Genomic DNA, 14,280 nt, shown 5'->3' on the forward strand with positions numbered 1-14,280 from the left:
ATTTACACTACCATGACTCAAAGTACCCAAGCGCCAGTCGCCGACGAAAACCGACTTATTGCCGAGCGTCGGAGCAAACTCGACAAAATGCGTGAAGTAGCCAATGCCTACCCTAACGACTTCCGCCCTGACGACCATGCCAACGACTTACAAGTAAAATTCGACGAGTTTGATAAAGCAACGTTAGCCGAGGCGGCCCATCCCGCCAGTGTGGCTGGCCGGATGATGCTGAAACGCGTTATGGGGAAAGCCAGCTTTGCCACGCTGCAAGATGGCAGCGGCCGCATCCAAATCTACCTGGATAAGAATGCGTTGGGTGAAGGTATCTACAATGACTTCAAGACCTGGGATATAGGCGATATTCTCGCTGTAGAAGGCACCGTATTTAAAACGAACAAAGGTGAGCTTTCAGTGCACGCAACAAGTGTCCGTCTGCTGGCAAAGTCGTTGCGTCCCTTGCCTGACAAATTTCACGGCCTCGCTGATCAGGAAATTCGTTATCGCCAGCGCTATGTTGATCTCATCATGAATGATGAAACGCGCACTACCTTCCTGGCACGCAGCAAAGCCATCAGCAGTATCCGTCAATTCATGATCGACGAGAACTTCCTGGAAGTCGAAACACCCATGCTTCACCCTATCCCGGGCGGTGCATCGGCTAAGCCCTTTACCACGCACCACAATGCGCTAGACATGGAGATGTACTTGCGCGTTGCACCCGAGCTTTACCTGAAAAGGCTAATAGTGGGTGGCTTCGAACGTGTGTTTGAGATCAACCGGAATTTCCGCAACGAAGGGGTAAGCCCAAGGCACAATCCCGAGTTCACGATGATGGAGTTCTACGCCGCTTACACTGATCACAACTGGCTAATGGATTTCACCGAAAAAGTGATACGCCACGCCGCTATTGCGGCTCGTGGTACGGCTGTCATCGAATACCAGGGGCAAACTCTCGACCTCGCCAAGCCCTTTGACAGGCTCACCATTACCCAGGCCATTCTGAAACACGCACCACATTACAACGAAACCCAGCTGAATGACGCCACATTCATTCGTAGCGAGCTTATAAAGCTAAAGGTAGATGTAGACAGCCCCCTCTCGCCGGAGCCGGCCTGGGCGCCCTGCAGCTGGCCCTATTCGAAGAGACGGCCGAGTCCAAACTCTGGAATCCAACCTATATCATCGACTACCCTATTGAAGTCTCGCCACTGGCGCGTGCCTCTGATACCAATGCCGAGCTAACCGAACGCTTCGAGCTCTTCATAACGGGCCGCGAAATTGCCAATGGCTTCTCTGAGCTAAACGACCCGGAAGACCAAGCCGCACGTTTTCACGCTCAGGTTGAAGCCAAGGATGCCGGCGATGAAGAAGCTATGTATTACGACGCCGATTACATACGAGCGCTCGAATACGGAATGCCCCCGACGGGCGGCTGCGGAATTGGTATTGACCGATTGATCATGCTGATCACTGACAGCCCAAGTATCAGGGACGTAATTTTGTTTCCTCACCTGCGTCGCGCCGACTAAGCCGCACAGCACAGGCAGACCCAATAAAAACGAGCGACGAAAAAGTCGCTCGTTTTTTTGTCATAGGCCTACAAACTGGCGAATGTCGATATCGCTGCGTGGAGATCCGGATCGCTAACTGATCAATTTAAAACGACGCAGCCTTAGAGCAGAAAGGCTTGTTGCGGTATGGCTGTCAAGGCGTTAGCCCAACGATCAGCCACTGCCGGGGAAGTAATGCAGGTGGCTTTATCTGTGACAACCCGAACGGCACGCTCGAGCAATTGAATATCGGCTTCATGCTGCCGCGCAACGTGCGGATCTTCAAAGAAAATGACCCTCTGGCAGCGCTGCTCAAGAATCAGCTCGGCGATCTGGGCGTCACCGCCCAAAGGTCCGCTTAGATACGGCTTGACCCACATGCGATCCGCAGGCCAGCCCCTGGACCAGGCTAACTCATTTAACCGGCTGCCCGTGGTACCTGTGCCCACCCTGGACTCGAAGCCTGATAGTAAATCGAAATGCTTGTCTGCAAATGCCACCATTTGCTCTTTGAGCGCATCGTGTGCAACCAGAGCCAGGCACTGCTGAGGGAAATCAAACACGGCGTGGACCTGAGGGTCAGGACTAAAACCGCTGATGAGACGTTCGATTTCAATCCACTCTACTGCACCCATCAGCGTAGAAATAAAGGGACGTCCGTGGGTGATACATTGCCGCTTCAACGCCAGTGCTTCAGGAAAGATAGAAGACGGATCGACCGGATCGATGAAATAAATCGCCCCGTCGAAAGGAGGCGTTCCGTCGGGATAATCAGTTACACGCGCAACGATCTTCATGAGCCCACCCTCACGGCCATAAGGATAGCGTATAAGCCCATCGTAGCCCTCGAGCAAGCCCGAGCCTTCGATGGCGTTACAGGTGCGCCCAACCGTATATAGCTCTACGCCCAGCTGCCGTATGCCAGTGGCCGAACGGCGTAGCCACTGAAACAAGGCCGCATCCGGAGAGCCGTGATGCAACTGGTTAGCTGCCAAACCAAAACGCAGAGCCATGTGTTAACTAGACCGTAAAGGATTCGCCGCAGCCGCAGGCCGCAGCCTCGTTGGGATTGCGGAACTTAAAACCTTCATTGAGGCCCTCGCGTGCATAATCGATTTGGGTGCCGTCAATAAATGGCATTGCCTTGGGATCCACAAATAATGTGACCCCATGTTCGACAAACACCTTATCGTTGGCGTCTGCCTGGTCAACGTAATCCCACTTGTAGGCCATGCCGGAGCATCCGGTTAAACGTACACCTAAGCGCAAGCCAAGGCCTGAACCGCGCTTGGATAGATGGCGGCTGATGTGCTGTGCCGCTTGCTGGGTTAACGAAATAGCCATAATTACCTCTAAATCAAATTAAAGCATAAGCCTGATACGCTTATATTAACGAATTTGCAGTGCCCTGACACCCACCAACGCGGACGCTACGACTCGCGCTCAGGCAAGTGCACGCAAGGCCTGCACGGCCAGCATCGAACTGTGTACTTTAACAGCAGGTAGCTCCAGGGCTTGGGCAACCTCATTACTGCTAAGTTCGGAAAGCTGATGCAGGTATTTACCTTCTGCCCACACACTTACGTATTCGGCAGCGGCAATTGTCGCCCCGCATCCATAAGCTTTAAAACGGGCTTTTTCTATACGTTGCTCACCATCGAGTTCAACTTGCAGAAGCAAGGCAGCGCCCTGCTCTACACCACCTACCGAGGCTGAGCGCACAGTATCCGATGAGACATCAAGCAGGCCTGCATGAGTCGGATACTTAAAATAAGTCTCTACTTTCGCGTTGTATCGCATTAGGATTCCTGAGCGACGCTGGTGGTCTGGAACGATTGCACTGAATTCCCGGCGGCATCCCACAAGGGTGACAGCTCGCGCAGTCGCCGCACACTTTGCTGAATCGCACTGATAGCGGTATCGATATCGATATCCGTCGTGTCCCTGCCCAGGGAAATACGTAATGAACTATAGGCCTGCTGGTCAGTACGGCCCAGGGCCTTCAATACATAAGAAGGCTCCAGACTGGCAGAGGTGCAGGCAGAACCACTGGATAAGGCCAACTCGGATAAATCCATGATCAGTGCCTCGCCCTCGACCCCATCAACGCTAATATTTAAATTGTGAGGCACGCGATGCTCGATGGAGCCGTTGAAATGAATACCGGGCAGCTGATTTAGCGCTGTTATCAAACGTGCCTGCAAACCGGAAATTCGTTTACGTTCGGTATCGAGCTCTTGCGTAGCCAGCTCAAACGCTTTACCCATCCCTACAATCTGATGCGTGGGCAAGGTACCCGATCGCAGACCACGCTCATGCCCTCCGCCATGGATTTGGGCCTCAAGGCGTACTCGTGGCTTGCGTCTCGCGTATAAGGCTCCGATGCCTTTAGGCCCATAGGCCTTGTGGGCCGACATGGACAGCAAATCAGCCCCGAGCGCATCAACATTAACGGGAATCTTGCCAATCGCCTGGGCCGCATCCACATGAAGGTACGTGGCATTTTCGCGGCACAGTGCCGAGATAGCGGGAATGTCCTGCACAACCCCGATCTCATTGTTCACTAGCATGACCGACACCAAAATCGTGTCCGGCCGCAAGGTGGTTTCAAGCAGCTTCAAGTCGACCAGACCATCAGCCTGCACCGGTAAATAGCTGATTTCAAAACCCTGGAACTCAAGCGCCTTGCACGTATCCAGCACTGCCTTATGTTCGGTCTGCAAGGTGATAATATGCTTGCCCTTGAGTGCATTCGCCTGCGCAACCCCCTTGATTGCCAGGTTGTTGGACTCGGTTGCCCCCGATGTCCAGATCACATCACGCGGCTGGGCGCCAATAGCAGCAGCCACCTGCGCACGCGCCTTCTCGACGGCTTCTTCTGCATCCCACCCATAGCGGTGGCTACTGGATGCCGGATTTCCAAACGAGCCCTGCAACCAAATCAGCATGTCGTCAAGCACACGCGGGTCAACAGGAGTCGTCGCTGAGTAATCTAAATAAATTGGGTACGCTGACACAATAAAACCCACCAATAGTTAAATCGTTGTGGCGGTATCGCTGTTTTTTTCCGAATGAAGCCTGACGGTTTTATTCGCCTTCTGAGCGGCTTCCTCTAGCTGGCGCATTCGTTGCTGATCCACTAAATCTTGAAGCGATACCGAATCCAGATAATCTACCATCTTACGACTTAATGTCGCCCAAAGCTCGTGCGTCATGCATTGGCCACGTCTGCCGTCAGCATCTACCTTGCAATCACCCCGGCCACCGCAATTGGTAGCGTCCATGGGCTCATCCACTGCAAAGATAATATCTGCCACGGTAATGTGGCGCGCCAGACGGGCAAGCGAATACCCACCGCCAGGACCTCGGGTACTTTCTACAAGTTCGTGACGGCGCAGTTTGCCAAAGAGCTGCTCTAGATAGGAGAGTGAAATGCTTTGACGTTGACTGATCTTCGCTAAGGTTACCGGACCACTTTGCTGCCGCAGGGCCAAATCGATCATGGCTGTGACCGCGAAACGGCCCTTGGTCGTTAATCGCATACTGGGACTCCTTACCTGATACTACAAGGTGGATGCTACGTAAATGTTCACCAATACGTATATCCGACTAATTTAGTCCAGTATAACAAATACCCATTGGCTTCTTAAGGATATCTCAATTAATTTTCGCAAAAATCGGGGTTCTAACCACAATTAAAAAGAGATATTACGCAGCCTCATGCTGGGAAAGGCGGCGCTTTGCAATCTCCAGAACACCCTTGCAGGCATCCTCTAGCAAAACCAGCACCTTGTTGAATGCCTCTGGTCCGCCCTCTTGGGGGTTCGGCACGCAGGCCTCTACGTGATCAGTGGCAAATCGCATCAATAGCATGAGCTTGTGATGGTACAGGGGCGGACAGCGTTGCTGCAGCCATAACATATTCTCCCAATCCATGCAGAGAATCAGGTCAAACTCCAGGAAATCTTCGGCCAGTACCTGACGAGCTACACAATTGGAGAGGTCATAGCCGCGCTTGGTGGCGGCATTAAGAGCCCGGTGATCAGGGGGACGTCCTATATAGGCATCAGTTGTGGCGGCCGAATCAACCACAATTCGTCCGGACAAACGGGCCTCTTTGATTAGGCGACGTAACACCGCCTCTGCGCTCGAAGAGCGGCAGATATTTCCCGTACAAACGAAAAGTATCTTACTCATAATAGGCCGAAGTGTGCGGGAAAACCCCGTCCAAAGCAACCTGTAACACACCAGCCCACCAGGGTTTCCTAGCCTGTATTTCTTGCGAAAAATACAATTTTCGTGGGTAAAACAATGAAAGAATTAATTGGGCTCGAGCGTAGCGATGGCATGAAAGATAGGTATTAACCAGTATACCCGCCGCCGCCCCCGCTTCCGGACGAAAACCCGCGTAGCCCATACCTGGCTGTAATGCCTGGACTCGGCTCATTATTTTACCGCTACGACCATAGTTACAAAATTATGTAACAATACAAAAAGCTAAGGCTATTGTGCTTTTTTCACAACACAATAAACAAACGCATTAACTGAGCAAGGCTTGTTCTTTTAACTGGCGAAGCTGATCACGAGTTTGAGCCGCCTCTTCAAATTCCAGGTTTTTAGCATGATCCATCATCTGCTTTTCCAGGCGCTTGATCTCACGTGCCAGCTTCTTGGCATCGCCCAGCAATTCGGTCGGAAACTCAAGCTCTGCCTCGACTCGTTTCGCTGCCGCGGACGTTACACCATCGATCAGATCGCGCACGGCCTTGATCACGCCTCGCGCGGTAATACCATGCTCGACATTAAAGGCCAACTGCTTTTCCCGGCGTCGGGCCGTCTCGTCCATGGCTCGCCGCATCGAATCGGTAATTCGGTCAGCATACAAAATGGCATGTCCATTCAGATTACGGGCCGAACGGCCTATGGTCTGGATCAGGCTGCGCTCAGAGCGTAAAAACCCTCTTTATCGGCGTCTAAAATAGCAACCAGCGACACCTCGGGGATATCCAGCCCTTCGCGCAGCAGGTTAATACCCACCAGCACATCAAAGGCGCCAAGGCGTAGATCACGTATAATCTCAACCCGCTCTACCGTATCGATATCTGAATGCAAATAACGTACGCGTACGCCATGCTCGGCCAGATAGTCGGTAAGGTCCTCTGACATGCGTTTGGTCAGCGTCGTGACCAGCACGCGCTCGTTTACCGCTACCCTGACTTTGATCTCGCCCAGTAGATCATCTACCTGGGTTGTAGCGGGCCGTATCTCGACTTCAGGATCAACCAGCCCCGTCGGCCGTACCACCTGCTCTATCACCGCATCGGCATGCTCTTGCTCGTAATTGGACGGCGTTGCTGAAACAAATACTGTTTGCGGCATGCGCAATTCGAACTCGTCTAATTTCAACGGACGGTTATCAAGGGCTGAGGGGAGCCTGAAGCCAAACTGCACCAGTGTTTCCTTGCGGGAACGGTCGCCTCTGTACATACCGCTTAGCTGGCCGATAGTCACATGACTTTCGTCAATAAACATCAATGAATCTTTAGGCAGATAATCGATCAAGGTGGGGGTGGATCACCTGGGGCAGCGCCAGAAAGGTGGCGGGAGTAATTCTCGATGCCTTTGCAAAACCCCAGCTCGTTCATCATCTCGAGATCGAAACGGGTTCGCTGCTCCAGCCGTTGAGCCTCAACCAGCTGGCCCGTGCTGGTCAGGTGAGCCAGGCGTTCTCGCAATTCGGCCTTGATGGTCTCAACGGCGCGCAATACTGTGTCGCGCGGTGTGACGAAGTGAGATCCTGGAAAAACGGTATAGCGACGCAATTCCTGCTGCATCTTGCCGGTAAGCGGATCAAACATGGCGAGGGACTCAACCTCGTCATCAAACATCGTAACGCGCAAAGCAAGCTCGGCACTTTCAGCCGGGAAGATGTCTATTATTTCGCCACGCGCACGGAATGTACCCCTGGAAAAGTCCATATCATTGCGCTCGTATTGCATTGCCACCAGACGCGCCAGGAGCTCTTGCCGTGCAATGGTGTCGCCGACGCGCAAAGTAAGGACCATGGCATGATAATCGCCCGGATTCCCAATACCGTAAATGCAGGAAACCGAGCCCACAATAATCGTGTCGCGGCGTTCAAGTAAACTTTTGGTGGCGGACAGACGCATCTGCTCGATGTGTTCATTGATGGAAGAGTCTTTTTCAATGAACAAATCACGTGAAGGCACATAAGCCTCAGGCTGATAATAATCGTAATAAGAAACGAAATATTCGACAGCATTACGTGGAAAAAACTCGCGCATTTCAGCATACAGTTGCGCTGCCAGCGTTTTATTCGGGGCCAGCACGATCGCCGGACGCCCGGTACGGGCGATCACGTTTGCCATCGTATAGGTCTTGCCAGACCCCGTCACTCCCAACAAGGTCTGAAACATCAACCCGTCATTAAGCCCCTCGATCAAATCATTAATCGCAGTGGGTTGATCACCAGCTGGAGGATACGGTTGATAGAGCGAAAACGGACTATTCGGATACTCGATAAAGCTGGGTTTAAATTCTTGCATACTGGACACGCCTAGGTGGAAGCTCTTATTATCACATTATTATTTTGTATTTCTGTAATCAATTACTTTAACGCTACAACACTTCAAAATGACTTCACTTTTCGTCTCTGTAGAGCAGGCTCCTCGTGACCCGATTTTGGGTTTGAACGAACAGTACAACGCAGACAGTCGACCGACTAAAGTGAACCTGGGGGTGGGCGTTTATTATGACGACGATGGCCGGCTGCCCTTGCTAAAGGCCGTACATCAGGCTGAAGACAAGCTAGCTGCCACACCCTCTGCCAGAGCCTACCTTCCTATAGAGGGAATAGATAACTATAACAAAGGTGCGCAGCGTTTGTTATTGGGGGCCGACTCTCCCGTTATCGCCGAGGGCCGGGCGGTCACAGTGCAAGCCTTAGGCGGTACGGGCGCCCTGAAGATTGGCGCAGACTTTCTGAAGCAACTGTTGCCCGACTCTAAAGTTGTGATCAGCGATCCCAGCTGGGAAAATCATCGCGCTCTTTTCGAGCGCGCAGGTTTTGCGGTCGACAGCTACGCTTACTACGATCCGGCTACACACAGTCTGAACTTTGACGGCATGCTTGCTTCACTACGTGCCCTGCCCGCCCAGACGATTGTCGTGCTGCACGCCTGCTGTCACAACCCCACCGGCGTGGATCCCAGCGCTGAACAATGGCTGCAAATTGCGGACGTTTTGCAAGAACGTAATCTCGTTCCTTTTCTGGACATTGCTTACCAGGGTTTCGGCACCAGCCTGGATGCCGACGCTTCTGTGGTACGCATGCTGGTCAGTCGCGACATCAGCGTCTTCATCAGCTCATCTTTCTCCAAATCGTTTTCGTTATACGGCGAACGCGTTGGCGCGCTGACACTCGTCACCCGCGACTCGACGGAAGCCACCCGCGTGCTGAGCCAAGTGAAGCGGGTGATACGCACTAACTACTCGAACCCTCCCACCCACGGCGGAAAGGTAGTGGCCGCTGTACTGAACGATTCCGAACTTTTTCAGATCTGGAGCGACGAGCTTGCCGAAATGCGTAGCCGCGTGCGGGATATGCGCATTCAGCTCGTAGCAAAGCTTAAAGAGCACGGCGTAACGCAAAACTTTGACTTTGTGCTTGAGCAACGCGGTATGTTTTCATACTCCGGCCTCACTTCGGATCAGGTAGACCGCTTGCGTAACGAGCATGGCATTTACGCCGTAAACACTGGCCGCATCTGCGTGGCAGCCTTAAATAGCCGTAATATTGATACCGTCGTCAAGGCCATAGCTGCTGTGCTGTAAAGGGCGTTAAGCCTATCCAGACCCCGCCCGCATTTGAATGCGGGCTTTTTTTCATCTGAATTCTGGCCAAAGGCTCCAAAAGCTTGATCTTTACTGCGTTATAGCGCAAAATCGGAGCTGTATAAATAAACAGCGTAACATCATGGCCGTGAAACTCACTCTTAGGCAACAGCAAGTGCTGGACATTATCCGTAGCGAAATCCAACGCACCGGCTTTCCGCCTACTCGCGCAGAAATCGCCAAGGCTTTGGGCTTCAAGTCTGCGAATGCGGCTGAAGACCACCTTAAGGCCCTGGCTCGTAAAGGGGCTATAGAGCTTACAGCGGGAGCATCACGCGGAATACGCCTGGTCGACGATGACAGCCCCGCTACAGACAGTCTGATCGCACCATTACTGCAGGCCTTGCAACTTCCCATTATTGGTCATGTAGCTGCAGGAAGCCCCATCCTGGCCGCCGAACACATCGAACGTGAAATTGGCGTTGAGTCCAGCCTCTTCAGTCAAACCCCTGACTACCTGCTAAGGGTACGGGGTTTAAGCATGCGCGACATAGGCATACTCGAGGGTGACCTTCTGGCTGTCAAGAAAACTGCTGATGCCCGCAACGGTCAGGTCGTAGTCGCTCGCATCGGCGACGACGTTACGGTTAAACGTTTGCAAATTAACGGCAAGCTCGTCACCCTGTTACCCGAGAACCCTGAATTCCAGCCCATTACCATCCGGCCAGGTGACGACTTTTCGCTGGAAGGCATAGCCGTGGGCCTGATTCGTACAGCCCCACTGCACTAACGCGGCAACGGCTGCCCCTCTGTCTCCAATATAAGTTAGAACAAATGTCAAAAAGCCCCGGTTCAACATCGAACCGAGGCTTTTTGATGGCGTAACGGCGTTTAGTGCTTCATGACCCCACCGGAGCTGTTGTCAACGGGCTTAGCCGTTGCCAGGGCCTCGGCGGCCAAACGAGCGACCTCTTCGTCGCTTAACGGCGTAGGCATTTCCTGCAGGGCAACCTCAAGCACACGATCAATCCAGCGTACCGGGATGATCTCAAGATGATTCTTGACGTTATCTGGAATTTCCACCAGATCTTTCACGTTTTGCTCTGGAATCATCACAGTCTTGATGCCACCACGCAAAGCTGCCAAAAGCTTCTCTTTGAGGCCCCCGATTTCCAGAACCTCACCACGCAAGGTAATTTCACCTGTCATGGCAACGTCAGCACGAATCGGAATACCCGTCAACGACGAGACAATCGCGGTTGTAATGGCAATACCCGCAGACGGACCATCCTTAGGTGTGGCACCATCAGGGAAGTGCACGTGGATATCGCGTTTCTCGAATGCAGTATTTGCAATACCCCATTGCTGAGCACGAGAACGAACCACTGTACGCGCAGCTTCAACGGACTCTTTCATGACGTCGCCAATAGAGCCGGTGCGTTGAGTGTTGCCTTTGCCCGGCATATCAGCCACTTCAATAGTGAGCAGGTCGCCGCCAACTTCCGTCCATGCCAGCCCAGTTACTTGCCCCACCTTGTTTTCTTTCTCGGCCATACCGTAGGTAAAGCGCCGTATACCCAAAAACTCGGACAGGTTTTCCGCATCGACCACAACGGGCTCAATAGCTGCTTTAGCGCCTTTAGCACGAGGATTCGGGTTGAGCTCTAAAAATTTGCGTACAACCTTGCGGCAAATTTTTCCGATTTCTCGTTCTAGAGAACGCACCCCTGACTCGCGTGTGTAATAGCGCACAATATCGCGAATCGCATCTTCGTGAATTTCAAGCTCACCATCACGTACACCATTGTTCTTGATCAGCTTGGGTATCAAGTGATCAAAGGCTATACGCACCTTCTCGTCTTCGGTGTAACCCGACAGACGTATGACTTCCATGCGGTCCAGCAGTGCCGGCGGGATGTTCAAGGTATTGCTCGTTGCCACGAACATAACGTCGGACAAGTCAAAATCAACTTCGAGATAGTGATCCTGGAACGTGTGGTTTTGTTCCGGATCAAGCACCTCAAGCAGCGCCGAAGATGGATCGCCACGGAAGTCGGCACCCATCTTGTCGATCTCATCGAGCAGGAACAACGGATTGCGCACGCCCACTTTGGACATGTTCTGAAGCACCTTGCCTGGCATGGAACCAATATAGGTTCGGCGATGACCACGAATTTCGGCTTCGTCACGAACACCACCCAGAGCCATCCGCACATATTTACGGTTGGTGGCACGAGCGATGGACTGCCCCAGCGACGTTTTACCCACGCCTGGAGGCCCTACCAGGCACAAAATAGGTGATTTCAGCTTGGTTACCCGTTGCTGAACAGCAAGATATTCGACAATGCGATCTTTTACTTTCTCAAGACCAAAATGGTCGGAGTCGAGCACGGTCTGCGCATTGCCAAGCGAATTATTGACGCGGCTTTTCTTGCGCCATGGCATGCCGATCAAGGTGTCAATATAGTTGCGCACCACCGTTGCTTCAGCAGACATGGGCGACATCATTTTGAGTTTTTTCAGCTCGGAATCAGCTTTCTTTTGCGCATCTTTAGGCAACTTGGCCTCTTCGATGCGTTTTTCAAGCTCTTCGACGTCAGCGCCTTCTTCGCCCTCGCCCAACTCTTTCTGAATGGCTTTGACCTGCTCGTTCAGATAGTAGTCGCGCTGACTTTTCTCCATCTGCTTTTTCACGCGGCCGCGAATGCGTTTTTCGACCTGCAAAATATCAATCTCGGACTCAAGCTGAGACAACAAGGTCTCGAGCCGCTGCCCTACATCGCTGGACTCAAGCATAGTCTGCTTTTGCTCAAGTTTCAGCGAGAGATGGGCCGCCACCGTATCGGCAAGGCGGCCTGGTTCATCTATACCGGCCAATGAGGTAAGGATCTCCTGGGGTATTTTTTTATTCAATTTAACGTATTGCTCGAATTGAGCAAGCACAGCACGTCGCAAGGCTTCGTGCTCAGCGTCACTGGCGTCATCGTCTTCTGCAGACACCGCCGTTGCCATGAAGTGGGTTTCGACATCGGTAACGGATGTAATGCGCGCCCGCTGTACACCTTCAACCAATACCTTGACCGTACCATCAGGTAGCTTGAGCATTTGAAGAATCGTTGCAGCGCAACCGATCTCGTACATATCATCGGGCGTGGGTTCGTCTTTGCTGGCCGTCTTTTGGGCAACCAGCATAATCCCGTTGCCATTGTCCATGGCAAGCTCTAGCGCTTTAATAGAACGTGGACGCCCCACAAACAGCGGAATCACCATGTGCGGAAACACCACCACATCGCGCAACGGCAGTAGCGGCAGGTCCATGGGTTCCGTCGATAGAATCTGGCTCGCAGACATAGTAATTTCCTTTAATTAAGCCTAGCACCTAAAGGGGCAGCACCAGGCTGCCCCTTCGGTGACCTTCAATCCTACAGATTGTGGCGATCTTTTATATTTCAAGGGCCACGTAACAAGGGATTAAGGACTCAGTGCGGAAAAGAACGGTTTTTTAACTAAGCGGCTGCATTTTTAAGATTAGATGGACTCGCTTTCTTCTCAGAGTCATCTTGCTCAGTTTCGCTCTTATGCACAAGCTGGGGTTTATCCACCCCTGTAATCGCATCGGCGGTTAATACTACCTTGGCTATGTCAGCTTGCGATGGCAGTTCGTACATGGTGTCCAGCAGCGCCTGCTCGACAATGGACCGCAAGCCACGGGCGCCGGTACGGCGCTTGATAGCAGCCTGAGCCACAGCGTGCAAGGCCTCGTCCTGAACCTCAAGCTCTACGTCTTCCATGGCAAACAGCTGCTGAAACTGCTTGATCAGCGCGTTGCGCGGCTGAGTCAGGATTTGCACCAGTGAATCTTCGTGCAGCTCTTCCAGCGTAGCGACCACCGGCAAACGACCTACGAGTTCGGGAATCAAACCGAACTTGATCAAATCTTCGGGCTCGACTTCAGCAAACAGCTCGCCGACACCTCGTTCGGAACTGGCCTTGACCGAAGCCGAGAAGCCTATACCCGATTTTTCGGTGCGATCGCGAATAACTTTTTCGAGACCATCGAATGCACCACCTACAATAAACAGAATGTTGGTAGTGTCTACCTGAACGAAATCCTGGTTAGGGTGCTTGCGCCCGCCCTGTGGCGGCACCGAGGCTACTGTGCCTTCGATCAGCTTCAGCAGCGCTTGCTGCACACCTTCACCGGACACGTCGCGCGTAATAGAAGGATTATCAGACTTGCGAGAAATCTTATCAATTTCGTCGATATAAATAATGGCCTTTTGAGCCTTTTCCACGTCGTAATCGCAGGCCTGAAGCAGCTTCTGAACGATATTTTCGACGTCTTCACCGACGTAGCCGGCCTCAGTCAGGGTTGTTGCGTCGGCCATGACAAAAGGCACATTCAGCATGCGAGCCAAGGTCTGTGCCAATAAGGTTTTGCCTGAGCCAGTCGGGCCTATCAACAAGATATTACTTTTAGACAGCTCGACACCATCAGCAGTGACATCGCTATACCGAATACGTTTGTAATGGTTATAGACAGCGACTGCCAGGTTTCGCTTGGGCGCGTGTTGGCCGATCACATACTGATCAAGGAACTCTTTGATTTCCTTAGGCTTGGGAAGCTCGGTCTTGACCGCTTCCTTCGCGTTTTCTTGTGATTCTTCGTGAATGATGTCGTTGCACAGGCCAATGCACTCATCACATATGAACACCGACCCTGGGCCAGCGATCAGTTTGCCAACTTCGTGCTGACTTTTGTTACAAAATGAACAATGCAGGACTTTATCGTCGGCCGAGTTTTTATCGGACATATTGATCTATTAGAAATTCGGTGAACAAGCGAGTGAACGCTTAAAGGCTGAGACGACAGGAT

Annotated in this window: 10 protein-coding genes and 2 pseudogenes; 3 read left to right on the forward strand and 9 right to left on the reverse strand. The window is 52.3% G+C overall.

The window, feature by feature from the left end; translation table 11 throughout:
* Positions 1-12: 12 nt before the first annotated feature.
* Positions 13-1,529, forward strand: a pseudogene (lysS, locus tag L1889_RS07490) (lysine--tRNA ligase).
* A 143-nt stretch (positions 1,530-1,672) separates the two neighbouring features.
* Here the strand turns inward: lysS and L1889_RS07495 are convergent.
* The 7 genes and pseudogenes from L1889_RS07495 to uvrB all read right to left on the reverse strand — a co-directional run bounded on the left by L1889_RS07495 (position 1,673) and on the right by uvrB (position 8,116).
* The gene (locus L1889_RS07495) at positions 1,673-2,563 is read right to left on the reverse strand and encodes a methylglyoxal synthase (RefSeq protein WP_238664614.1); all 891 of its coding nucleotides are present in this window, start codon (positions 2,561-2,563) and stop codon (positions 1,673-1,675) included.
* 7 nt (positions 2,564-2,570) lie between these two features.
* Entirely contained in the window at positions 2,571-2,894 is a 324-nt protein-coding gene (locus L1889_RS07500) for a HesB/IscA family protein (protein ID WP_238664615.1), read from the reverse strand.
* Positions 2,895-2,993: 99 nt separating this feature from the next.
* Positions 2,994-3,350, reverse strand: coding sequence for an iron-sulfur cluster assembly scaffold protein (locus L1889_RS07505; protein WP_238664616.1), 357 nt, complete (start codon positions 3,348-3,350; stop codon positions 2,994-2,996).
* Positions 3,350-4,567: an IscS subfamily cysteine desulfurase gene (locus L1889_RS07510; protein WP_238664617.1), complete on the reverse strand. Its 1,218-nt coding sequence runs from the start codon at positions 4,565-4,567 to the stop codon at positions 3,350-3,352. The genes L1889_RS07505 and L1889_RS07510 overlap by 1 nt, the downstream gene beginning before the upstream one ends.
* An 18-nt stretch (positions 4,568-4,585) precedes the next feature.
* Positions 4,586-5,092 (reverse strand): Fe-S cluster assembly transcription factor, encoded by a 507-nt coding sequence (locus tag L1889_RS07515; RefSeq protein ID WP_238664618.1) that lies wholly within the window; start codon positions 5,090-5,092, stop codon positions 4,586-4,588.
* Between the two features lie 166 nt (positions 5,093-5,258).
* Complete coding sequence (locus tag L1889_RS07520; protein ID WP_238665880.1) at positions 5,259-5,750, reverse strand: low molecular weight protein-tyrosine-phosphatase; 492 nt, start codon at positions 5,748-5,750, stop codon at positions 5,259-5,261.
* A 340-nt stretch (positions 5,751-6,090) separates the two neighbouring features.
* Positions 6,091-8,116 (reverse strand): annotated as a pseudogene (gene uvrB / locus L1889_RS07525) (excinuclease ABC subunit UvrB).
* An 88-nt stretch (positions 8,117-8,204) separates the two neighbouring features.
* Here uvrB and L1889_RS07530 point away from each other — a divergent pair.
* Positions 8,205-9,404, forward strand: a complete 1,200-nt coding sequence (locus tag L1889_RS07530; protein WP_238664619.1) for an amino acid aminotransferase — start codon at positions 8,205-8,207, stop codon at positions 9,402-9,404.
* Positions 9,405-9,546: 142 nt separating this feature from the next.
* Entirely contained in the window at positions 9,547-10,194 is a 648-nt protein-coding gene (gene lexA, locus L1889_RS07535) for a transcriptional repressor LexA (protein ID WP_238664620.1), read from the forward strand.
* Between the two features lie 101 nt (positions 10,195-10,295).
* On the opposite strand, the gene lon is transcribed toward lexA, so the two are convergent.
* Both lon and clpX read right to left on the reverse strand, forming a co-directional pair.
* Positions 10,296-12,755, reverse strand: a complete 2,460-nt coding sequence (gene lon, locus L1889_RS07540; protein WP_238664621.1) for an endopeptidase La — start codon at positions 12,753-12,755, stop codon at positions 10,296-10,298.
* Between the two features lie 155 nt (positions 12,756-12,910).
* Positions 12,911-14,218 carry an ATP-dependent Clp protease ATP-binding subunit ClpX gene (gene clpX / locus L1889_RS07545; RefSeq protein ID WP_238664622.1) on the reverse strand — a complete coding sequence of 436 codons (1,308 nt, stop codon included), beginning with the start codon at positions 14,216-14,218 and terminating at the stop codon, positions 12,911-12,913.
* Positions 14,219-14,280: the final 62 nt, after the last annotated feature.

The sequence above is a fragment of the Paenalcaligenes niemegkensis genome (assembly GCF_022230885.1).
Lineage (GTDB): Bacteria > Pseudomonadota > Gammaproteobacteria > Burkholderiales > Burkholderiaceae_B > Paenalcaligenes > Paenalcaligenes niemegkensis.